The sequence below is a fragment of the Pseudarthrobacter sp. ATCC 49987 genome (assembly GCF_009928425.1).
In the GTDB taxonomy this organism is placed as follows: domain Bacteria; phylum Actinomycetota; class Actinomycetes; order Actinomycetales; family Micrococcaceae; genus Arthrobacter.
Genome location: NZ_JAABNS010000001.1, coordinates 3,066,719 through 3,088,352, shown reverse-complemented (window position 1 = coordinate 3,088,352; position 21,634 = coordinate 3,066,719). Strand labels below are relative to the sequence as shown.

Annotated in this window: 19 protein-coding genes and 1 tRNA gene; 13 read left to right on the top strand and 7 right to left on the bottom strand. The window is 61.9% G+C overall.

Features of this window, described 5'->3' with window-relative positions:
- The first annotated feature begins 454 nt into the window (after nt 1–454).
- The 3 genes from GXK59_RS14280 to GXK59_RS14270 all read left to right on the top strand — a co-directional run bounded on the left by GXK59_RS14280 (nt 455) and on the right by GXK59_RS14270 (nt 1,973).
- Nucleotides 455–922, top strand: coding sequence for a hypothetical protein (locus GXK59_RS14280; protein WP_160667765.1), 468 nt, complete (start codon nt 455–457; stop codon nt 920–922).
- A gap of 189 nt (nt 923–1,111) precedes the next feature.
- Nucleotides 1,112–1,729 (top strand): recombinase family protein, encoded by a 618-nt coding sequence (locus GXK59_RS14275; protein WP_160667763.1) that lies wholly within the window; start codon nt 1,112–1,114, stop codon nt 1,727–1,729.
- An 82-nt stretch (nt 1,730–1,811) separates the two neighbouring features.
- Entirely contained in the window at nt 1,812–1,973 is a 162-nt protein-coding gene (locus GXK59_RS14270) for a hypothetical protein (protein WP_160667761.1), read from the top strand.
- Between the two features lie 32 nt (nt 1,974–2,005).
- Here GXK59_RS14270 and GXK59_RS14265 read toward each other — a convergent pair whose 3' ends face one another.
- The 3 genes from GXK59_RS14265 to GXK59_RS14255 form a co-directional block, all read right to left on the bottom strand.
- Complete coding sequence (locus GXK59_RS14265; protein WP_160667759.1) at nt 2,006–6,847, bottom strand: DEAD/DEAH box helicase; 4,842 nt, start codon at nt 6,845–6,847, stop codon at nt 2,006–2,008.
- 118 nt (nt 6,848–6,965) lie between these two features.
- On the bottom strand, nt 6,966–7,955 hold the full coding sequence (locus tag GXK59_RS14260; protein WP_160667757.1) for a hypothetical protein: 990 nt from the start codon (nt 7,953–7,955) through the stop codon (nt 6,966–6,968).
- A 186-nt stretch (nt 7,956–8,141) separates the two neighbouring features.
- Complete coding sequence (locus GXK59_RS14255; protein ID WP_160667755.1) at nt 8,142–8,858, bottom strand: 8-oxoguanine DNA glycosylase OGG fold protein; 717 nt, start codon at nt 8,856–8,858, stop codon at nt 8,142–8,144.
- Nucleotides 8,859–8,983: 125 nt separating this feature from the next.
- Here GXK59_RS14255 and GXK59_RS14250 point away from each other — a divergent pair, with 125 nt between their 5' ends.
- The 6 genes from GXK59_RS14250 to GXK59_RS14225 all read left to right on the top strand — a co-directional run bounded on the left by GXK59_RS14250 (nt 8,984) and on the right by GXK59_RS14225 (nt 14,464).
- A complete protein-coding gene (locus GXK59_RS14250) occupies nt 8,984–10,969 on the top strand; it encodes an SIR2 family protein (RefSeq protein ID WP_160667753.1) in 1,986 nt (661 codons plus the stop codon).
- A gap of 408 nt (nt 10,970–11,377) precedes the next feature.
- Nucleotides 11,378–11,460 (top strand) — tRNA-OTHER (locus GXK59_RS14245).
- A 298-nt stretch (nt 11,461–11,758) separates the two neighbouring features.
- Nucleotides 11,759–12,643 (top strand): hypothetical protein, encoded by an 885-nt coding sequence (locus tag GXK59_RS14240; protein ID WP_160667751.1) that lies wholly within the window; start codon nt 11,759–11,761, stop codon nt 12,641–12,643.
- A gap of 86 nt (nt 12,644–12,729) precedes the next feature.
- Complete coding sequence (locus tag GXK59_RS14235; RefSeq protein ID WP_160667749.1) at nt 12,730–13,218, top strand: GyrI-like domain-containing protein; 489 nt, start codon at nt 12,730–12,732, stop codon at nt 13,216–13,218.
- Between the two features lie 133 nt (nt 13,219–13,351).
- Entirely contained in the window at nt 13,352–13,654 is a 303-nt protein-coding gene (locus tag GXK59_RS14230; RefSeq protein WP_056424304.1) for a DUF4193 domain-containing protein, read from the top strand.
- Between the two features lie 264 nt (nt 13,655–13,918).
- Nucleotides 13,919–14,464 carry an AMIN-like domain-containing (lipo)protein gene (locus tag GXK59_RS14225; RefSeq protein WP_160667747.1) on the top strand — a complete coding sequence of 182 codons (546 nt, stop codon included), beginning with the start codon at nt 13,919–13,921 and terminating at the stop codon, nt 14,462–14,464.
- A 22-nt stretch (nt 14,465–14,486) separates the two neighbouring features.
- On the opposite strand, the gene GXK59_RS14220 is transcribed toward GXK59_RS14225, so the two are convergent.
- From GXK59_RS14220 to GXK59_RS14205, 4 genes are read right to left on the bottom strand one after another with little or no spacing between them, the layout of a single operon-like run.
- Entirely contained in the window at nt 14,487–14,879 is a 393-nt protein-coding gene (locus tag GXK59_RS14220) for a flagellar assembly protein FliW (protein WP_237393903.1), read from the bottom strand.
- A complete protein-coding gene (gene flgL / locus GXK59_RS14215) occupies nt 14,876–15,763 on the bottom strand; it encodes a flagellar hook-associated protein FlgL (protein WP_160667745.1) in 888 nt (295 codons plus the stop codon). Before flgL ends, GXK59_RS14220 begins: the two co-directional genes overlap by 4 nt.
- Before the next feature lie 4 nt (nt 15,764–15,767).
- Nucleotides 15,768–17,180, bottom strand: a complete 1,413-nt coding sequence (gene flgK, locus GXK59_RS14210; protein WP_160667743.1) for a flagellar hook-associated protein FlgK — start codon at nt 17,178–17,180, stop codon at nt 15,768–15,770.
- Between the two features lie 10 nt (nt 17,181–17,190).
- Nucleotides 17,191–17,679 carry a flagellar protein FlgN gene (locus GXK59_RS14205; protein WP_160667741.1) on the bottom strand — a complete coding sequence of 163 codons (489 nt, stop codon included), beginning with the start codon at nt 17,677–17,679 and terminating at the stop codon, nt 17,191–17,193.
- Between the two features lie 276 nt (nt 17,680–17,955).
- Here GXK59_RS14205 and GXK59_RS14200 point away from each other — a divergent pair, with 276 nt between their 5' ends.
- The 4 genes from GXK59_RS14200 to GXK59_RS14185 all read left to right on the top strand — a co-directional run bounded on the left by GXK59_RS14200 (nt 17,956) and on the right by GXK59_RS14185 (nt 21,519).
- Complete coding sequence (locus tag GXK59_RS14200) at nt 17,956–19,119, top strand: flagellin N-terminal helical domain-containing protein (RefSeq protein ID WP_443094289.1); 1,164 nt, start codon at nt 17,956–17,958, stop codon at nt 19,117–19,119.
- A 150-nt stretch (nt 19,120–19,269) separates the two neighbouring features.
- Nucleotides 19,270–20,598, top strand: a complete 1,329-nt coding sequence (gene fliD, locus GXK59_RS14195; protein ID WP_160667737.1) for a flagellar filament capping protein FliD — start codon at nt 19,270–19,272, stop codon at nt 20,596–20,598.
- The gene (locus GXK59_RS14190) at nt 20,595–21,107 is read left to right on the top strand and encodes a flagellar export chaperone FliS (protein WP_160667735.1); all 513 of its coding nucleotides are present in this window, start codon (nt 20,595–20,597) and stop codon (nt 21,105–21,107) included. The genes fliD and GXK59_RS14190 overlap by 4 nt, the downstream gene beginning before the upstream one ends.
- A 10-nt stretch (nt 21,108–21,117) precedes the next feature.
- Complete coding sequence (locus GXK59_RS14185) at nt 21,118–21,519, top strand: hypothetical protein (RefSeq protein ID WP_160667733.1); 402 nt, start codon at nt 21,118–21,120, stop codon at nt 21,517–21,519.
- Nucleotides 21,520–21,634 lie beyond the last annotated feature (115 nt).

Below are 21,634 nucleotides of genomic sequence, written 5' to 3'. Positions count from 1 at the left end.
AACAGGCCGCGAGCGGAAAGTCCGGTTAAACCGCCGATACGGCCAAAATTAAACGCGACTGTAGTACTAGGCCTCGTCGGTGCCCTGCGTGAAAGACAGCAGCCGGAACGCGAGCCTTAGTTTGCAGCTCCAAGGATCTCCGCCCGCGGATCTGAGGAGCCGGCTTTCCCGAGTCGGCCGGAGTAATGAGTCATGTGGTGGCCCGCTCGTCCTCAGGCGCGTTGTCGGTGTCCGCTGCCGGTGGAGACGCGTCGGAACCCTACGTTTCACCAAGCAACACGACGTGGTCTCGGCCCTGTTGTAGTGGACTCTGAACCCTGCACCTCTTCTTCAGGCGCCTTCGGCGCCTGAAGAAGAGGTGCAGGCCTGTCTCCGTTCCCTCGCCTCGCGACGGGACTTCTTCAACGGTCCGCACACATGAGTTGCAGAGGATCAGCCGAGATCGAGGAGAACCATGTACGAGCAGTACGAATATCATCCGGGAGCAATCGCCCGGGCGGCCGAAGGGATTGACAGTTCTCCATATGGCGGCGTCATCCCCGACATGCTTGAAGATGTTCTTTATCTCGGGGCTCTAGCCCTCCGGCTTACAAATCTGGTCTACCCGGCCGGCTGGGTTGCTGATCACCAAAACATTCTGTTGGCTTGGCGCGATGACGGCTACCTCTTCAGTGATGTCGCGGCCCGCACCGAATCTCTGGCGGCGGCCACCCTCTGGACTTCCCAGTTCTGCGCCGCCGTTTACCCGGATGAGGACGAGGATGCTGCCAAAGGCCTGCTCGTCGACTTTATCGAGGAGCTGGAGCATATCTCCCTGGCGCAATCGAAAACGGTCGACGCTATCTTCGTGGCACACGCATTCCTTCTCACGGACCCCAAGTGGCGAGGGCAGCTGTTGAAGAACCTCGCCGCGCAGGTATAGCAGCCTTCCTCGGAGCAGGAAACCACGGGTGGGAAGCGGACGCCGAACAGGCCGCGACGGGCGTCCGTAAGGGGATCGGCCACCGGTACACCGGCCCGGCCCGCTGAGATCCGGAATATGTGCGTCCGTAAGACCCGCCCGGTGAACCGTCCGGTGAGCGGGGGCTAAACGAACACGAAGGAGACAAAATTGAAGATCGGATACGCCCGGTGCAGTACCGCGGAGCAGGACCTTGCTGCACAACGTCAGCAACTGCAGGAACTTGGCGCGACCCGGGTATATGTTGACCACGGGCTGACCGGAACTAATAGGGACCGTCCAGGTCTTCGGGAGGCACTGGCTGCCGTCAGAGAGGGGGACGTGCTCGTCGTCGCAAAGCTGGACAGACTTGCCCGTTCACTGCCGGACGCGCGGAACATACTGGAGGAGTTGACCGCCATGGGTGTGAGTCTTCAACTGGGAACCTCCGTTCACGACCCTCAAGACCCTATGTCCCGTCTTCTCTACACCTGCCTATCGATGATCGCGGAATTCGAGGCGGACCTCCTCCGCTCCAGAACGCGCCAGGGGATGCAAATTGCAAAGGCCAAAGGAAAACTTCGCGGTAAGAAGCCCAAGCTGAGCCTCAAACAGGAGGAGCATTTAATGCGCCTGAGCGACGCCGGCGAACATTCCGTCGCTGAGCTCGCCGAACTCTTTTCAGTCTCGCGCGGGACGGTCTACAGGGCGAGGGAGAGAGCCGTGCGTTGTCGCGATGGAGAGGCAGCCACAGGACTGGAACGTACCCAGGAGCAGGATGCTAAGTGACATGGAGGGGAGCCGCATTAGGGCAGTCGCGGCCCGACTCGCGTGGAACAACGTCTGGCATTACGAGACAGACGGTTGCTCCGTGATCGTTCTGGAAGCTGGTCCAGGACGAACTCTGTCGCTGTGGCACCTCGATCGACTCGCAGAATCCATTGGCGAAATCCTCGGGCCGGACCGGGCGTTCTTCCTTGAGGGCATCGAGGCTGTTGATCCCGACACTTGGACGAAGATGAAACTGCTCTAAGGTCCCGGCGCCTTCACGGACCGGCCTGTTTGCTACTTGTCCAAACCGAGGCTCGGCAGGGAGTCGACGATTCGGTTTGTCTCCAGGCTGACAGTGACGATCCGGCCGATCAGGTCGATGATGTAGCGGGGCTGGCTATGTTCGCGTGACCAGCCATTAGGGTCATTGACAATCCCGGAGGCCTTGTCTTTCTTCACTTGGTACCGCTCCACAATCCAGTCCACCGCGGAGCGCGAACCGAGTTTGTACCGTTGTGCGTCCTCTGGAATGCCCGCAAGGGAGATGTAGGAGTTGTAGAGGATTCGAGACTTGTCCCAAGCGCCGGCTTTGCCGGCGTATCTCATTTTCGTCACCGCATATTTGGCGTACTCTTCGGCGGATGGCACCAGCCCGGTCTGTATCTCCTTGAGCGGATATGGGTCCACCGACTCGTAGCCGATGTGCAAGATGGAGAGCTCCCGCCCTGCTTGGCTGAAGGCGCGGAACCTTTCCATGCCGGGGACCTTGGGGACGCGCGGAAGAGTTCTCTTGAGGTCCGCCGCGAAACGTGCCCGGTACTCGAGGGAATGCAGTAGACCATAGACATAGTAAAAGACGTCGTCTTTGGTCACCTCAGGACCGTAGGCTGAACAATAGCCGGCAAGAGCTGCGTCGGTGATGTTGTCCACCCGCTGCATCTCTCCGTCGGGTGAGTCGAATAGCGTCCCCGTTGCCTGCGCCGAGTACGTGTAGCGAGGGAAGAACTGGCCGGTGTCCAACATGTGCAGATCCGGAATCCCGTCGACCATTAGAGCCTCGAAAGTCGGATAGTGCGATGCTGGCGAGGTGATGTAGAAACCGAGATTCGTCGCCGATGGACTAGGAAAGAGCTCCGGAATACTCCGGGGGCGTTCAATGATGTCACGCTCAAGGATTGCCCACTGCTTGTTGAATGGACGGTAAGCGGCTACTCGAACGTCCGGATTTCGGAGATCCAGCGGGACCCCGCTGGTCAGGCGTTTCTTGAGGTTTACGCTCCAACTGATTTTCGAAGTCTCCAGGTGAGCATGATCCTTAATCCCGCTTGCGACCAGATCGTTGAAGCTGGTGGCCATTCTATTAATGTTGCCTGTCAGCTCCGTTTGGCTCGAGCCGTAAATCCAGACATCCCTATTCGTTGTTAGCCCGAGGGAGGTCCGTTCGAAAATGGGGGTCCCGCTTTGGTTGCCACGGGCAGTTCGAGCCAGAGGTGCGAAATCCTCGAACTCGTTCGTCCGTTGATTGATCCAGTCGCCGTTGGCGTTAGGACTGATTTGGGTCCACGGAATTGTCCCGAGCTCTGCCTCGTCGACAATCTCGAGCTTCTCCTTGCGGCTCAGGAAGTCGCCGATGTCCCGATAGTTCAGCACACCTTTTGTGACCGGGCCGGGGCGTTTCACGAGCATCACGACGGCCACAGTTGCCCGGCTGCCGGAGTCGAAAATCTTGCCGCCCTCCTTGCGGCTCTCCTCCCCGGCCGTGCGTTGATTTCCTCGTAGGTTGTAGACGTAGATCTCGTGGAACTCGTCGACGAGAGTCTTGCGAAGCCCATCAGCTGAATTTGAATCGATGTAGCCGCCATTGGAGACAAAACAGACCACGCCCCCGTGCTCTGACTTGAGAATCCTGTCGGAGGCCCATCTTATGGAGCGGACGTAGGAGTCGTATAGAGACCGCGGGCTCGCTCCCGACGACCGGCGGACGTAACTCGACCTGATTGATGCATCGAGTGTCGGGTACTTCAGATTGGCGTTGTCGTCGTTCTCGCTTGTTTGGCCGACCGAGTAAGGCGGGTTGCCGATAATGACCCGGATGTCCAGTGCATTCTGGGCGACGACACGCTCGTTGTTGGACGTGAAGACGTGCTCGTCCAAGGTGTCGCCGTCCTCGGTCATCTGGAACGTATCTGTGAGCACGACCCCGTCAAACGGCACGTACTCGACCGTATCGGGGTCCTCGCCGCGTTCCGCAGCCTGCTCCTCTAGGAGCCCATGGAGGGTCGCTTCGATGTTGATTGCGGCAATGTAGTAGGCCATAAGAAGGATCTCGTTTGCGTGGAGTTCGGCCGTGTACTTTCGCAGCAGGTCTTCAGGCTTGATGCGCCCGGATTGCAGGAGCCGCACTGTGAACGTGCCGGTGCCGGAAAACGGGTCCAGCACGTGCACACCCGGGGCGGAGAGCGAGGTGTCGAAGTCCTTTGCGAGGACGTCGTCCACGGCACGGATGATGAAGTCGACGACCTCAACCGGGGTGTAAACGATTCCCAGAGACTCGGCCGCGCGCGGGAACGCGAGTTTGAAGAACTTCTCGTACAGCTCGGTGATGATTCTCTGCTTGCCTTCGGCGTTCGTGACGCCCTCCGCTCGGATCCGCACTGAACGGTAGAAGTCCTCGAGGTTCTGGACCTCGGAGTCGAGGTTGTATTGCTCCAGCACCGCGATCATCGAGTCCATGACCTGGGAGACTGGGTTGTGCGCGGCGAAAGAATAGCCATCGAACAGGGCCTCAAAGACGGGCTTGGTGATGAGATGCTGGGAGAGCATGTCGATCGCGTCGGAGTCGGTGATGCCGTCATTCAGGTTCCCGCGCAGCCCTTCCAGGAAAACCGCGAATTCTTCCCGGGCGCGTGGGTCGGGGCCGTCGAGGATGGTGCGGATTCGGACGACGTGACGGTCCGCGATCTCCTTGACGTCGGCGGCCCAGGATTCCCAGTAGCGCCGGTCCCCGACTTTGCGGACCATGCGGGCGAAGATGGCGTTGCGCCAGGCATCGGCGCCGGCGAGGTGGAACAGCGTGTCCTGGCTTGGGCCGTCGCTGTCCGCGGAGCCTCCGGTGCCGGGTTCGATGTCGTTGTTGAACGGGTCGGCGACCGTTATGACGTCGATGACGTCGTTGGCGTTCCGGTTAAGGTCGAGCTTGTTGATCATGGCTTCGAACCGGTCATCGTGGGCGCGCAGGGCCTGCAGCACGTCCCAGACCACTTTGTACTTCTTGTTGTCGTTTAGTGCCGTTTCCGGGTCCTGGGAGGCGGGAACGGCAATTGGGAGGATGATGTATCCGTATTCCTTGCCCTCCGCTTTGCGCATCACGCGGCCAACCGACTGCACGACGTCGACCTGTGAGTTGCGAGGGTTAAGGAACAGCACCGCGTCCAGGGTCGGCACGTCCACGCCCTCGGACAGGCACCGGGCATTGGACAGGATCCGGCAGACGTTCCCGTCCGTGGGTTCCTTGAGCCAGTCCAGCTTCGCGGAGCGTTCCAGCACGTTGAACGTGCCGTCTACGTGACCTGCCTCCAGCCTTAGCGCGGAGTCCGCCCGTGCGGTTGAGACGGTCTCTTCAGTCTTGGCTTGGCCATCGGTGCTGTTGACAAGAAGTTGACGCCCGATCAGTTCGAACTCGGCGGCGAGCTTCTTCGATTCCTTGATGTTGCGGGCGAAGGCTACGGCGCGACGCATCGGCGAGGCGTCCGCGACGTCCAGGCGCTGGCCGTTGACGCCGCGCTTTGACAGTCCGTTCCAGCAGCCGACGATTCGGGCAGCATCGTCGAGTTTCAGGTCACCGTTCTCCTCGAACAAGCCCTGGAACGACCGGGAGACGGCTTCCTCATCGACGGCAAGGACCAGGACCTTGTAGTCGGCCAGGTGGCCCATCTCCACGGCCTTGCCGAAACCCAGATGGTGGAACTCGGGCCCGTAGACGGCCTCGTCGTCCATCGAGTAGACGGCGACGTTATCCTCGGCCGCCTTGGCCTTAGAATCCTGCACGTAGATCCGTGGGGTGGCGGTCATGTAAAGGCGCTTGGCGGCCTTGATGTAGGAGTTGTCGTGGACGCGGACGAACGTCGAATCATCGTGGTCGGCTTCCGTGATGCCGGTGGTGCGGTGGGCCTCGTCGCACAGGATCAGATCGAAGTCGCCAAGTCCATCCTTCTGGGCCTGGGCGATGACGTCGATGGACTGGTAGGTGGAGAACACAACGGTGACAGCTTCCTGGCCCGTGCTGATGCGTGCCCGGTTGAGCAGCTTCACCGGGTCCGTGGTGGCCGGAAACGCGAGGTCATGCACGGAGACGTCCTCATGCTCGCGCCGGCCCACCTTCGTGTCCGAGCATACGGCCAGGGGCCGCAACGGGACGGTGGCCTGCGCCGTCCACTCATTCAGCGTCTGCTGCAGCAGCGCGATCGAGGGCACCAGGAACAACACACTGCCCCCGACAGGTACCTGCTCCTCGACAATCTTCAGTGATGTATAGGTCTTGCCTGTGCCGCAGGCCATGATCAGCTTTCCTCGGTCGCCGGCCTTGAAGCCGGCGGCGACGTCGTCGATCGCCTCTCGCTGGTACTTGCGCGGAGCCTTCCGGTCCAGCTGGCGCATCTTCTCCGGCTGGTCCACGTCGAACTCGGACCAGTCAATCGTTGACTCGGCCAGATCTTTGAGCCGCAGCCGGGTCATCTCCTTCGACTGGCCCTCGAGCGCGTCCTCGGCGTGTTTGGACCACTTGTCTGTGGTGGAGACCACCATGCCGTAGGAGAAGTCAGTCTTGCCGGCGGCCGTGAAGAAGGAATCGATCTGCCCCTTCTGAAGAGTCAGCGTCGGGTCGAAGAACTTGCACTGGATCGCCGTGAGCTCTCCCGTGTACCGGTCCCGTGCAACCAGGTCGATGCCGGTGTCCACCTTGCCGTTCCGGCCGGGCCACTCGTTCCACATCCAGACATCGGAGAACTGGTCCGCGTACTTGGGCTCGAGCTGAAGGTAGCGCCGGATCAGGCGTTCGAAGCTGGTTCCTTTGTCCTTCTGGTCGATGGCTTTGAAGTACAAGCGGTCAAGGACGTCTTCGAAAGTTGTGGAACCCATGAGAAGTATCTTGCCTCATTGGTGGACCCGAACGGCTCAACGTGACCACGCACATGGCGGCATGCGGTTGCTTACAGTCCGGGCCGGCAGCGAGGCCAAGCGAGCCAGGCGATTGGACTTAGAGGTCCTTTAGGATATTTGCCAGGTCTTCCGGAGTTCTCGGCAGGATGGTGTTCATCCGCTCATGGAGCTTTGCTCGTACTAAGCCATTCCTTGCAGCTGCGTCAGTGAAGACGATGTCGCAGTATGGCACCGCGAGCGACATGGCACTGATGTCGTGGAGGTCATTGACGGACCATCGTTTCTTTGCGTCGCGGTGATAGTGGGTCTTCAGCTCAACGGTCACGCAGCTGCTGGGCATGCTCAGTACCAGTCTTCGGGCATCTGTGAGGTTGTCCACGACATCACTAAGAGTCATGGCCCGCGCCGTCAATTCGGCAGTGAGCATGTCGTTGAGTTCGAGATTCACCTCGCGCCCGGCCAACACATCCCTCAAGCGTCCGCGGCGCCAACTTTCGCTAAGCTGTTCATCCGCGAAGTGCTGCTCAATTCGCACGTTGCCGACAAGAGACTCTCGATGGACCTCGGGTGCATATCCTCGTTCTCGCATCCCCGGGAGGTCCTCATCGCTCGGCCCTGCAATGAGCATTCGCTCGGCCTGACGTTCCAAGGCTCTCAGCCGCTCCTGACGCTCTGGATCGAGGGTGTTGCGCTCGACGGATAAACCATCGGCATCCACCAGACGCAACCCACCTACCCTGCCGAAGGCATGCAAAAGGCTCTTACCAACCAGAGGGACGGGTGAAAACGCCAGGCCACGTGTTTTAGTCATGGCATCCAGGGTTGCCTGCAGTTCGAGTTTCTTAACGTCCACAAGGCTCGCCATGTACTCGAAATGAGTTAGTTCTTCTATGAGGTTTGCCAGATCGTTCCTCTGGCGCGGATCTCGTATTGCGTAGATCTCCTCCACCAATGGGGCCGACAATAGGATTCGAATCCGCTTTTCCGTGACGGCTCGTCGGCATTGGTAGAGAAGATCTTGGTAGCGGGCCGCGCTTCCGCGCTGGAGTTTCGCCTTTGCGAGGTTTATCCAGTGATTGAGATCCAAGTACAGCAAGGTAGGCGGGGTTGCGGGCCTCTTCAAAGCAGGCGGCCAGACGAGTTCAAACGGGGCCATGTCAGGACGAGGCTTTGGTCCGTCGCTTTGCATGGGAACCAGCCTAGTGGCGCGGCCGTGATGTTCCTGATGGCGGCGCTGGCGGGTTCTCAGAGTCGGGGGCAAAAGGGCGACCTTCTAGGCCTTCCCGGTTGCAAAAGCCCACCGTTCGACTTCGTCTGCCCCCACCGTCCGATCGGTAGTGGAAAGTTCCCGTGCCCAGAAATGCATCACCGTCAACGCGTACTCATAGACACCGACGCCATAGTTCGTGGTCCGAGGGAGAAACACCTTCATTCCCGTTTCTCGGAAGAGGGAGGTCAGGACACGCTTATCGACGATGAGGCAAGGGTGGTCCACCGCCCCGCCGCCTGAGAAATAGAGGAATTTCGTAAAGAAGTTCGGACCGAGATGTTTCAGGGCGTTTCCCCAGGGCCGCATCAACAGAAACGCGGCGCGCGGATCCGTGACTGATCGCTTGGCCGCATTGTGCAGAGTCAGACCAGCCTTCGTCTGATCTGACTCTACGGACTGGATACGTCCTGGGGTGTTCCGGTGCGCAGTACCTGTTCCCCATACGAGCATGTGCCAGAAGAGCCGCAGCGCGCCGACACCCGATTCGTCATCGCGCGCTGCCGGAGCCAGACGGAACAAATCCTCGCGACTAATTCGTCCGCGGTCATTCTCTCCCTGGCTACCTGCCACTGGCCCACCACGCAGGTGCCCCATCTGCCGGTTCCACAAGCCCAGATTCAGCTCGAACCCATGGCCGTTGATGGCATTGGGGCGGGGGTGCTCCTCAATCCACGCCGTCAACGCGGCTGGGACGGCGGGCAGTTCGCTGGGTTCGCTCATGGACCCACCTTAGGCGAGGACCCGCTCGGTCTGGTCATCCGCTCCGACTCCGACGTGTTAGGCCGGAACTGGACCGAAGACGTCACGGTCCCGCCGGGCAGGTTCGCTCACGCTAGCGTATGTGCATGACCGTCAAAAGCACCCAGAACGACCTAATGACCTTAGCGTTTTCCGTTTACTCCAACCCGGGATCGTACGCTCTGTTGATCGGCTCCGGGGTCTCAGCTGCAAGCGGGATTCCTACCGCGTGGGGTGTACGCCAAAAGCTCACCTCGATGGTTGCTCTCCAAGCCGGGAAAGACCCCGACGACATCAAGGACACGAACGCCTGGTACGAGGAGACTTACGGCAACGACGCCGAGTATCAGCCACTGTTGGAACGGTTGGCGCCCACCCCGTGGGAGCGAAAGAGCATCCTGCAGGACATTTTCAAACAAACAGAAGAAGAGCGACAAAGTGGCCTCAAAGAGCCCACCGACGCCCACCATGCCATCGCCCGTCTTGTCGCAGATGGGTATGTGAAAGTCATCGTCACCCTGAACTTCGACCACCTCATTGAGAAGGCGATAAGAGCTCAGGGAATCGACCCAGTCATTCTGTCCTCCAATGCCAGCCTGGAAGGAATGGAACCGCTCCACACCCAAGGATGCCGGGTCATCCACCTGCACGGCGAGTACCAAGATCCCAGCTCAATGCTGAACACGTACGACGAACTCGCGGCATACAGCCCCCCACGGCAGGAGCTCCTGGAGCAGATTGTGCGTGAGTACGGTCTGATCATCGCTGGATGGTCGGGCGTGTATGACCCTCAGGTTCATGACGCTATCCGGAGTAAGTACTCGGCCAGGCAGACGATGGGCTGGTTTGAGCCGCATGAGGCCAGCAAGGAAGCCCAGGACTTGATCAAGGAGAAGAAGGGCTTTCTCCTCCGCATCAGCGCTGACGAGGGGTTCAGCCAACTCAGTGACGCCGTGCGGGCTATGAAAGCCCGGGAAGCCCGCCACCCATTGTTAGTGGCTGCCGCCGTGGAAACGGCCAAGCGGGAACTCGCCGGCAGGGCTGTGGCAATTTCGGTCCACGACCGTTTCAAACGCGAAATCGTGCGGGTGCACGAAGGTCCGCATTTCGTGTCGACGAATCTCCCGATGACTCCGAAGCCTGATGTGGTAGCAGCCATCGAAGAGGCGACCACCGTTGCCGCGGCGCTCACTGCCACCTTGGCTTACTGGGGTTCGCCCCAGACCGATACGTGGTGGATGAACGAGATCCGCAGACTAGCAGCGCCGACTCCGGCCGAAGGCTTGGTCTGGCATCTGAATCTCAAGCTGTTTTCGGCTGCAGCGTTGTATTATGCCGCGGGGATAGCTGCCCTAGCCGGGAACCGCCATGAGGTGCTGGCGCGTCTCTTGAACATGAGCCGCCCAGAGGGGCTTCTCGGCGGGCGCGAGTACTACGGATCGCTTCTCTCTGCCGACCGGCTCTACGCAGAACACAGCATGCCTCCGAACCGGATCCACGGCTACCTGGCGCCCGTCTTGGAAGAAGCGCTTTCCATCAGCTCACAGGAACTGGATGATGCTTGGCAGGAATTCGAAGCGCTTCGACTGGCCGCGAGACTTCAGAATTCCCCGGCCTTCTCCGACCACTTTGCCGGGTACACACGCGCCGCCTCCGACTATGACCTGCTTAGGCAGAAAAACGAAGCCAGTGATCGGAACGCGACACTGACCGAGGAAGCGAGAGCGCAGCTCAGGAGGAAAGACCGGACCAGAAACGACCTCCTTAGCGGCTTCGGCCAGCTGCTTGACGTGGGTGCCCCACACCTGTTCACGACGCACGTCAACGACTCGGACTTCCACGTACCCGCAGTGGAGCGCCTGCTGGATTCTTTGGCCACGGAAGGGGAGTACCACCCGCTGATCTCCGCTGGCTTTTCCGACAGCCAAGCCTCACTGTTCGTCTCTCTATCCGGCGTAGCCAAAGCCGCCGGCAAGCAAGGGTCAGACTATGTCTTTCGCTACATGGTCAATAAGGTCGGATCCATAATTCCCTCAGCGTGGCTCGATGACGTACCAGCCGGTGGGTGGCCGATGGGTGGAATGGGGAGTTGAAGGAGAATTAGAGTTTGTCAGTTCGCGGATGCCGCGCCGATGTACCAGGCTGCTTTCCCAAGGGGACGTCTGGTGGCTACGGCGCGCAGTCGCTCATCAGCTACGGGGTGTCCAGATCGCGTTAAGGGGAGAGGGGCGGTTGCGCGGTGAGGGCCAGTCGTAAGCGCCTACCCACTGAAGGGCGACGCCGATCCTCGTCTAATAGCCCACCAAATTCATACAGACTCGCGCCCGCTAGTGGGTCGTTCCACATGATCGCTGACAGATCTCCTCTGCAATGGATGGTCGGCATTGCTGTTGACGAAAACAACACAGATACGGCACGTTTACGACACGCTTTCAACGGGAGCTCCAGGGAACCGGCGGGTACGCTTTCGACATCAACAGTTGCGAAACCGCTGGTCAGAGGCCAGTTCAGGGCACCATCGGGAACACCCGGGATACCCCGCCGCGATAAGCGGGGGTCGTCGGTTCGAATCCGACAGGGGGCCCGGTAGGAAACCGCGCAGTCACTGGGAATTGTCCCGGTGGCGGCGCGGTTTTTGTTTTCCCCCCAAGCAAGGGCGCACCCTCCTGGTTCCCCCGGAACCAGACAGCGCATCGCGTGTGCAGGGGCTGGCGTTCATCCTGGCACGACAACCGTGGCAATCAACAAGGAAATTGTGGACAATGTCCGTACACTGCGCAGCACGTCTCAGATGGCTTGCCAAGGCCATCCGGCGCACACTTTTTGATTCTTCAACCGGCCAGCCGGGATGACCGGCAGGGCTGAGTTTGTGGGGGGACACCATGACCGTCAGGCACCTGTACCGACACACCGCTGCCGCCGGCCTGACGCTGCTTACCGTGGCCGCCTTGCTCACCGGCTGCACGGCCGGCGCCCCGGCCGGATCCGGCGCCTCAACCCAGCCTGGCACCCCCGCCCAGTCGACTGCCGCTACCCCGCCCGCAGCCTCCTCCGCCCCAGCGGCCCCGGCCCGGACTGTCCTGCAAGACAGTGCGCCGTACAAGGCGCTCACGGCGGAGCAGCAGGCCAAGGTCAGTGCGCTGGAGGCCATGGACGTTGCCACATTTGAGAAGCAGAGCCGGGAGGACCAACTGGCCTACGGGGCGTTCCTTCGGGAGGTCTACCAGGACAGCGCGATCACCGGGACGGCAGGGATCGCCCCGGACCCCAGACTCCGGGCCGCCAGGAAAGTGTCGAGCTCAGACACCGGCGAGCAGATCGTCAACGACGAACTCCTTAAGGCTGCGACGGCCCGCTGGAGCGCCCAGCCGGACCCCGGCGCCACGGCCACCCCGGCGGACCCCGGCGGCAACTACGCAAAGATGGCCCCGTCACGGGTTTCGCCCCTCTTTCCCATGGCTTACGCGGAGGTCTCCGCGGCCGCGGCCGCGAGCGGGAGGCCCAGCACTTCCCCTCTCCCGGATTCAACGAGCATGCTCCTCGTTGCCGAATCCAATAGCTTCATTCCCATGGACGGCACCTGGGAGGAGCTTCCGTTCAAGGTCGTCGAAATGCAGAACACGGAAACCCAAGCCCGCAGCCAGTTCTGGTTCGCGTACACGCCGTTTACGGACATCCACGGGGTCAAAGACGGCGTCTGGATCCTGATGTTCAACGCCCAGGAATCACAGGACAAATGGATTCCTGACCTGGCCGTGATCGACTAATCGAACCTGTTCGCCAACGTCCGGACACCTGGCCCGCGGGACGTTAGGCCCTAGTCCACGGAATCCGCACGGCGGAGTCTGGGCGTATGACTGAAACGAATCCGGAAAAGACGCCGGACATCAAGTCCACGCAGCTCCAGGAGCAGCCGACGGCGGTGTTGCGGGAGACCGTTCCCATGAAGGAGTTGCGCGGGTTCTTCAGCCGCGCCTACAGCTTGGTGATGAGCGCGGCCGAACAACAGCACGTCCAGCTGGCGGGACCGCCATTCGCCATGTACCGCGGAATGCCGACCGACGTCGTCGACGTTGAGGCGGGCTTTCCCGTGGCGGCGCCCTTTCCCGGCGGGGGCGACGGCGGGGTGACCGCGGGAACCCTCCCGGCGGGCCAGGCGTTCGAAGCGATGCACGTGGGCCCGTACGAGACTCTGCCCGAAACGTACGGGGCGATTATGGGGAAGATGCAGGCCGACGGCCTGACGCCGGGGAATGCGATGTGGGAGTACTATCTCAGCGACCCGGCGGCGGAGCCCGACCCAGCCAAGTGGAAGACGCTCATTGTCTGGCCGGTAACCTGAGCGGGCTGCTGGGACTGTCCGACGCAAAGTGTCGGATTCGCCACACTATTCTTCAACTGCGTGCATAATGTCCTAAACTTCTTCACTGAGGTGCCTGAAATGGCGCTGCGCAGCAACGAAAGTGAACCCCCAAATGGCTACCGATTACGACGCACCACGCAAGACAGAAGAAGAGTCTCCCGCTGAATCGCTGGAGGCCCTTCAGGCGTCCCGCGGCGGCGGCGCCCAGACCGCTGTCATCGACGTCGATGAGAACGACACGGCTGAAGGCATCGACCTTCCCGGCGCCGACCTTTCCGGCGAAGAACTAACGGTCATTGTTGTTCCCGAACAGTCCGACGAATTCACCTGCTCCTCCTGCTTCCTGGTCCGTCACCGGTCCCAGGTGGCCAAGGAAAAGAACGGCATGAAGTACTGCCGCGATTGCGAAGGCTAGGGGACCTTCCACCGCGCACCACCACTTCATAGCAAGACAGCAAGGCACTGCGAAACGCCGGCTCCCGCAAGGGGACCGGCGTTTCGCCGTTTCGCCGGGACTTCTCCAACCAGCGGGTTCAATAACAAGCGGACGACGCCGGTGCAACGGTCCTGTGACCGGCCGCGGCGCAGCCTAACGGTTGGGCGCCGATCCGGCAGGCCCCTCGATTCAGCCCCGAAATGCTCCTATTCTGAAGCTATCTCATCTCTTTAGGGGGCCCACATGAAGACGTTCAGGGTGTGGTTGATAGCTATCCTGATGGCGGTTGGATCCGGGCTTGTGGCGCCCGGTCCCGCATCAGCGGCTCCCTATTGCGGGCTGGTGTGGGGGTCGCTGGTCAAAGCGGAACCGGCACTGAGCCAGGCCAAGCTGACGAACGTCCGCACCGGCCAGCACTACTGCTTCGACCGGCTGGTCATTGATCTCAACGGACCTGTCGGCGGCTACACCGTCCGCTACGTTCCACAAGTGACGCAGGACGGATCGGGCCTCCCCGTCCCGCTGCGGGGCCAGGCGTTCCTCCAGATCACCGCCAACGCCCCGGCCTATGACGACAACGGCAACGCCACCTACAACCCGGCAAACCCGAATGAACTGACCGACGTCAACGGCTACCAGACGTTCCGGCAAGCGGCATGGGCGGGCAGCTTCGAGGGGTACTCAACCCTTGGCCTCGGGGTCCGTGCCCGGCTGCCGTTCCGCGTCTTCTCCCTGGCGGGGCCGGATACAGGCTCACGACTGGTGATCGACGTCGCGCATTTCTGGTGAGTCCTGGGTCCGGGAGTGACCGTCAGAGCGAGTTGAGGTCCGCCCGAAGCGGGTATTCGCGGCCGTCCAGGACCAGCTGGCTGCAACGGCGGGTTGCCGTGTTCAGCACAATCGGGGCCATGAGGTTCACCGTCGTGGCTTTGGGGGAGTGGTTGAGTACGACCAGTACCTGCGGTGCCTCGCCCTCCTCCAGCTCCAGGGCCTCCAGCGCGGCAGCTGGAATCGGCGGGTTGTAGCCGGGCACGAAGACGGCCGCGTCGGCCAGGAACAACCTCGCGGGGGTGCCGGAGGTCGCTTCCAGCGCGTACAACCCGGTTGCGCCATCGACGCTCCGGAGGGTGAAGTCGTGGGCGTTCTCGAGTCCCGGCATCGGGACGGTGAATGACACTGGTGTGTTCAGCACGGCAGTACTCACCGGAGGAAGTCCATCAGCGTCGGCTGCAGGACCCGCGCCGTGGCGGCCAGAGCCACCTGGTAGTTGGTTTCCTGAAGTTTCAGGTCCATGATGACGCTGCCGAGATCTGCCTTTTCAATGCCGGTCCGCTGGGCGTCCAAGGTGGCCTCCAATTCTGTGTTGACGGTGCCGGCACGTTCCAGCCGTACTTGCTGGGTTCCTATTTCAGCACGCCCGGAGATGACGTTCGACAACACGGTGTCCACATCCGTCAATTTCGCCGAAATATCCGCGCCAGACCGCAACGCATTCGCCATATCGCTGACGAGTTTGAAGACCGAAGTGGGCCCCTCTCCGAATATTTTGGCTCCGTCGGCATCGACTCGGATGGTCTGGTCGCCGCTGATGCGGCGTTCCACTGAGCTGTTCGCGGCCCCGTTGAAAGCCGAGGGGTCCGCCGGGCCAAAGGCAGTCGCTGCGTCGGAGCTGCCAGCAAAGACGTTGCGTCCCAAGTGTTTGGTATTGGCGATCGAGAGCAGATCCTGGTTCAGCCCGTCCAACTGGATAGCGATGGCGTCCTTTGCCGTCTTGTTGAGAGTGCCGTTGCCGGCTTGGACGGTCAGATCGCGGATCTTGTTAAGCACATTGTTGGCGTTCCCCAAAGCCGAGTCGGCAGCCGTGAGCCAGCGTCCGCCGTCCTCAATGTTGCGTCCGTACTGTGCGGTGGCGGCCAGCCGGGCGCGGGTCTGCAAAGCCTGTCCGGTGGCTGTGGGATCGTCGGAGGGCCGCGAGATCTTGTCCAGCGTTGTGGCCTTCTCCTGCAGCTCTGCCAGCTTCGACTGCTGAGCCTGCAACGTCCGCTGGGCATTTGTGCTCATGGTCAGGTTTGTTACCCGGTTCAGCATGGTTCTACCTTCCTACCAATCCAGTGCGGTTGATCAGCACGTCAAGTGCTTCGTCGACGGCGGTCATCACGCGGGCCGCAGCCTGGTAGGCGTGCTGGTTGGTGAGCAGACTGACGTTTTCCTCGTCCAGGCTCACTGATGCCTGCGAGGCGCGGCTGGTTTGAGCGGAGATCTCCGCCGTCGAGCTCAGCGATTCATGTTGCTGGGCTCCGCGGGACTGCACACCGATGCCCGTGACGACACTTTCCCAAACGTTGTCCGGGGACCCCGGGCCTGCGCCGAGCTGGGAGATCTTGTCGGCCAGGCTGCCGTCGAGGTTCCCTGCACCGGCGACGCCGACCGCGATCTCAGCGGCGCCCTTAGGTAGGACGGCGAGACCGAGGGCCGCCGGGCCAGCTGGTGCTGGGTCGAAAAAGTTGTCGGCAGGAGTGCCGTCGGATTTCCGTCCGCCGGAGTGAAGGGCGTTGACGGCGTCCCTCAAGTCTCCGGCGAACTTGTTGATTGCCTGCGCGGCAGCGTCGATGGCGCCGCCCTTGGCGGCAGGGGCCAACACCGACAATGCACCGGCGATTTCACCCTCGGCGACGGCTATGGCCGCGCCCGGCCTGTCCGCCCACTCGAGCTGAACGGAGGCGCCGAGTTTGTCCGAAGTCTGGCTTCCGGACAAGGTGAGTGCCCGGACAGAGCCGCTCATCACCAGCGCGTTGCCACCAACGTGGACATCCAGGGTGCCGTCGGCCTGTTCCCGGACCGTGCCGCCCGTCAGACGGGAGATGGTCTCGGTGAGCTTGGCCCGGGCATCGATCAGCTCGTTGGCAGATCCGCCCGCGGCGAGGGTGGAACGGATAGTTGTGTTGTAGGCGGCCACTTGGGCGGCGGCGGCGTTGACGGCTTGGACGGCGCCCTCGGCCTGACCCCGGACGCTGCTCCACTGTGCTTCGAGGGCGCGGTAAGACGAGGAGACCTTCGTGGCCAGGTCATTTCCGGCCTGAAGAACGAGACCCTTGGCGGTGGAATCGTCAGGCTGGTTAGATGCGCCCTGCCAGGCGGACCAGAAGCCCTGGAGCGCGGTGGAGATGCCGTTTTCGCCGGGTTCCTGAAGGATGCCTTCAATCCCCTGGAGCGCGGAGGACCGGGTGCTGGCGTAGCCCGCCTGGGCGCCCGCCGAGCGGACTCCGGCGTCCAGGAAGCTGTTGCCGAGCCGTGAGATGGCGTTCACGGACACGCCCTGGCCGGCCTGCAACAGTCCGCCGCTGAAGAGGCCCCGCGCGGGTGCCGCCAGGGAAGACTGATCGACGCGCTGCCGGGTGTACCCCTCAGTCGCCGCGTTGGCGATGTTCTGCCCGGCAACGTTCATGCCCTGCTGGGCTGCCGTCAGCCCGCGGTAGGCCGTGTTCAATGCGCCGAAGGTGCTCATGCTCGCTTCCTTAGAACTGCTTGTCAAAGATGCGGGAGCCGGCGGTTTCCCCTGTTTTGCCCTGCGCATCATACGTGCCGGCCGCAGCGACTGGCCTCAGGTCCGCAAGGGACTCCTGCGTGGAACGGACGGCGGTGCGCAGGTACTGCTCGTTGGAATCGCGTAGTTCCTTGATCAGGGCCGTCTGCTTAGTCAGGGCGTTCAGATGCGCGGTGAGGATCTCGGACCAGGCACCTTCCGGCGCTGCGGCGGCCAGTTCCGCCAGGGACGCATTGGTGGGGAGGCCCCAGGTCTCGGCGACGACAGCCGCTTCAATGGTGCGCGCCAGGCTCGCCTGGGAGAGATGCCCCAGAACCTGTTCTACTTCTTTGGTTCCGTGCGGCAGCCAGCGTGACTTGCCCGAGGTGAGCAGCAGCTGCTCTTCCTCAAGCTTGAAGGTGAGAACGTCCAGGAGTTCACGCTCCCGCCACAGCAGGGCTGAAAGTTCGTGGATGGCCATGGTCCGGACGGCTCCCTCATAGATGACTAGTGCGGTGGTGCCGAGGCGTCTATTTCATCGTGCGGACGATTCAGCCTTCAGCAGGGTTCGTAGAAACTATCGGCAGGGCTACGGAATGCGTTAGTGATTGCCGGCTGGTGAAACGGATTCGGCCGAGTTTGAAAATGAATTCGAGATTTTGCTTACCTGTGCTTGAGTAACGGCGATAAGTACTCGTGAAGGCCCACGGATGGGCCATCGCACACTGTCCCACATCATGGAGGAAACATCATGGGAATGCAGATCAACACCAACATGGCCGCGAACAACGCTTACCGCAGCCTCAGCAACACCCAGACCGACCTGTCCAAGTCGCTGGAGAAGCTTTCCAGCTGCCTGCGCATCAACCGCGCCGGGGACGACGCGGCCGGCCTGGCAATCTCCGAAGGCCTGAAATCCCAGATCGGTGGCCTCACGGTTGCCGCTCGCAACGCCCAGGATGGCATTGGCGCCGTCCAGACCGCTGAAGGCGGCCTGAACCAGACCCACTCCATCCTGCAGCGTCTGCGTGACCTGGGCGTCCAGGCAGCGAATGATACGAACAGCGTCAAGTCTCGCGAAGCCATCGGCACGGAAGCCGCAAGCCTTGTTGAGGAGTTGGGCAGGATTGCAGACTCAACAGACTTCAACGGTGTCAAGCTGCTCAACGGATCGGTCCCGTCGATCAGCCTTCAGGTCGGTGCAAGCTCTGACACGAGCAGCCAGATTGACGTAAAACTCGGTGCGGCAAGCGTGTCCGATGTGAAGGCAGCTCTCGTTTCGGGCGGAAACGCTGTTCCCAGCGCGACCTTCGCGATCGCGTCCCCCGCAGCTCTTACTGGCGCGTACACCTTCACCACGACCAAGGCCGGTGTCGAGACCGCGATCACGACGGGTAACCTCGGCGCCGCGGCTTCCTTCACGAGTGTGGAGCAGTTTGCCAGTGCGCTGCGCGCAGATGACAACTTCTCTTCAAAGTTCTCTGTTTCAGTTGAGAAGGATGCCAACGGAGCTGGCACGGGCATCATTGTTAAGTCGCTGGATGGTGGCACTGTGACGCCCGGTGTAGCAGCCGGTACGGGCGTTGCCGCCGGTGTTGCCGGGGCAACTGTTCCGCTCGGCCTCGACTTCACAAGCGCGACCGCGGCTCGTGCGTCGATCGACCTCATCGATGCGCAGATCACTCAGGTCTCAACGGCCCGTGCAGATCTGGGTGCCACCCAGAACCGCCTCGAGTCGGCTGTGCAGACGATCAACGTCGCCAAGGAAAACCTGACGGCTTCCAACTCCCGTATCCGCGACACGGACATGGCTGAGGAAATGGTCAAGTTCACTCGCAACAACATCCTGTCCCAGGCAGGCACTGCGATGCTGGCCCAGGCAAACCAGTCCAACCAGGGTGTTCTGCAGCTCCTGCGCTAAACAACAGCGGGACACGATCACTCCGGTGGTTTCCGCTACAAAGTTCAGCCAGCATGTAGCGCCCGGGGAGTGGATTCTTCTCCCCGGGCGCTGTGCAGTACCACCAGCCATTACCTTTTCAGCCGACCATTGTTCTAAGGAGTTGTAGGCGTGGGACTTTCTATCGACGGACTTTCCAGCGGTTTGGACACCACGTCACTGATCAACTCGCTCATGGCCGTGGAGGCTGTGCCGCAAAACCTCGTCAAGAACAAGGCCGCGGCCGTGTTGACCCGCATCTCGGCCCTACAGGGACTCAATACCGCAGTCGCTGACCTCGCTAGCAAGGCGGGCAAGCTCGCCGACCCCAAGGGCCTGGAGCTCTACTCGGCGTCGAGCAGCTCCGCCAAGGTCACCAGCACGGTCAGTGCCGGGGCGAAGCCCGGAGCCGTGGATTTCACCGTCTCCCAGCTGGCCCAGACGCAGGTCTCCGTCAGCAAGAACCTTGCCGTATGGCCCTACACCACCATGACAGTCACCGGCGAAGGGGGCCAGGCCATCACCGTCACCCCGCTCACGTCCTCCCTCGACGACGTCGTCTCCGCCGTGAACCTGTCCGGCGCGGGTATTGTGGCGTCGAAGGTTTCAGTGGGCGGCGGCGAATACAGGCTGCAATTTGCCTCCTCCATGACCGGCGTTGCCGGCGGGTTCACCATCGCCGATCCGGACGGTACCGCCGGGCTGACGAAGGTGCAGTCGGCCCAGGACGCGCAGATCAAGCTGTGGGCGGGAATACCTGGGGTCGAAACTACGCTCAGCTCCTCCACTGACACGTTCGCGGATGTACTCAGTGGAGTCTCGATTTCTGTCTCCGAAGTCTCAGCCACCACCACGCGGGTCACCGTTGCCCGTGACAATGCCCAGATCAGTAAGGCCGCCTCGGACCTCGTGGGTTCCGTCAACGGAGTCTTTGCCCAGATTTCCACCAAGACCGCGGTTGTCGTCAGCACTAACGCTGCGGGCGCGCCGATTACCTCCGGCGGAATATTCACCGGTGACAGCACCATCCGCCAGGTTAATGCAGCAATCCTCTCCGCGGCTTCACAGCCGGTTGACGGGAAGTCGCCGGCTGAGTTCGGGATTAGCCTGACGAAGACCGGAACGATGGAATTCGACGCCACCAAGTTCGGGGACGCCCTGGCAAAGGACCCGGCCGGAACAATGGCTGCGGTGGCAACCATAGCTGGCCGCGTTGCTGACGCCGCCAAGCAGGCCTCCGATCCCACTGCCGGCCTCCTCAGCACCAAGATCAAGGGTCAGCAGAGCGCCGCCAAGGACTTCACCGAGCAGATCGCCGACTGGGACGACCGCTTGGAGATGCGCAGGACCACGCTCCAGCGCACTTACTCCGCCCTTGAAGTCGCACTCAGCGGCATGAAGGCCCAGTCATCCTGGCTGTCCTCCCAACTCGCCGGTCTCTCAGGAAGCTCATCATCATGACCTTGACCTCCTTCGGCAGCGGCTACGGGAATGCCGGCCAGCGCAACCAGTACCTGGCGGATTCGGTGCTCTCGGCTCCGCCGGCACGGCTGCTCACCATGCTCTACGACCGGTTGCTGCTCGACCTTGGCCGTGCGGAGACAGCCCAGCAAACGGCGAATTGGCCCGTCGCCACTGAGAACCTCCTGCACGGCCAAGCCATCATCGCCGAACTCATCTCCTCGCTCAAAACGGACGCCTGGGATGGCGCCGACGGCCTCCTTGGCCTGTACAACTACGTTTCCACGGCCCTGGTCAACGCGAACATCCAGCGCGATCCGGCGCTGACCCGGGAAGCAATCGAACTGTTGGAACCGCTGCGCCAGGCCTGGCACGACGCCGCCGCTGCGGTTCCCGCCCCGGCCCCGGCAGATGCCGCCTCTTTCGGGGCCGCCGCCACGGGCTTCCCCGCATCCAGCGCCTGGAACACCCAGCCCGGAACAGGTGGCGGGAGTCTAGGTTTTGGGTAAATGGGCGGACGTGGAAACCGGCGTAGGGGGAGCCGGGATCCAGCACTCCGAATCAACCCTGACGGCGCCCGCGGACACCGCACTGGCAGCCTGGACGGCGATCCTGGATGTACTGGAGATGGCCGTGGGCGCCGCCGAGCGCACCCTGAAGGACCCGCTTGGCCCGTTGTCCGCCGCACCCCAGACCGGTGTGGAGCCCCACGCCGAGAAACGCTGGCAGCCGCCGGTGCTCCCCGGACCGCTGCCGGCCGTTGCCCGCCGCCGCGCCCTCGCACTGTCCGCCGCCCAGGAGCGCGTCGCCAAGAGGCTCGAAGAAGCCCGGCTGGACGTCGCCAAGCAGCTGCAGGCGGTCTCCTCCGTTCCCGGCGTCGGGGATCCCGCCGGCGCTGTCTACCTCGACGTCAACGGCTGACCTGTCCCTTAGGAAGAGCCCGCAGACCACCGGGTAATACACCCGGCGAAAAACCTGCCAAGTACTTTCATATTTTCTGCTAACGCGCGGCTGACCAGTGCCGATAACCACTGAT

Excerpts from the sequence above, each read along its gene's own strand:
- GXK59_RS14280 (WP_160667765.1), top strand. The coding sequence starts at position 455 with ATGTACGAGCAGTACGAATATCATCCGGGAGCAATCGCCCGGGCGGCC.
- GXK59_RS14265 (WP_160667759.1), bottom strand. The coding sequence starts at position 6,847 with ATGGGTTCCACAACTTTCGAAGACGTCCTTGACCGCTTGTACTTCAAA.
- GXK59_RS14255 (WP_160667755.1), bottom strand. The coding sequence starts at position 8,858 with ATGAGCGAACCCAGCGAACTGCCCGCCGTCCCAGCCGCGTTGACGGCG.
- GXK59_RS14250 (WP_160667753.1), top strand. The coding sequence starts at position 8,984 with ATGACCGTCAAAAGCACCCAGAACGACCTAATGACCTTAGCGTTTTCC.
- GXK59_RS14240 (WP_160667751.1), top strand. The coding sequence starts at position 11,759 with ATGACCGTCAGGCACCTGTACCGACACACCGCTGCCGCCGGCCTGACG.
- GXK59_RS14235 (WP_160667749.1), top strand. The coding sequence starts at position 12,730 with ATGACTGAAACGAATCCGGAAAAGACGCCGGACATCAAGTCCACGCAG.
- GXK59_RS14230 (WP_056424304.1), top strand. The coding sequence starts at position 13,352 with ATGGCTACCGATTACGACGCACCACGCAAGACAGAAGAAGAGTCTCCC.
- GXK59_RS14225 (WP_160667747.1), top strand. The coding sequence starts at position 13,919 with ATGAAGACGTTCAGGGTGTGGTTGATAGCTATCCTGATGGCGGTTGGA.
- flgL (WP_160667745.1), bottom strand. The coding sequence starts at position 15,763 with ATGCTGAACCGGGTAACAAACCTGACCATGAGCACAAATGCCCAGCGG.
- flgK (WP_160667743.1), bottom strand. The coding sequence starts at position 17,180 with ATGAGCACCTTCGGCGCATTGAACACGGCCTACCGCGGGCTGACGGCA.
- GXK59_RS14205 (WP_160667741.1), bottom strand. The coding sequence starts at position 17,679 with ATGGCCATCCACGAACTTTCAGCCCTGCTGTGGCGGGAGCGTGAACTC.
- GXK59_RS14200 (WP_443094289.1), top strand. The coding sequence starts at position 17,956 with ATGCAGATCAACACCAACATGGCCGCGAACAACGCTTACCGCAGCCTC.
- GXK59_RS14190 (WP_160667735.1), top strand. The coding sequence starts at position 20,595 with ATGACCTTGACCTCCTTCGGCAGCGGCTACGGGAATGCCGGCCAGCGC.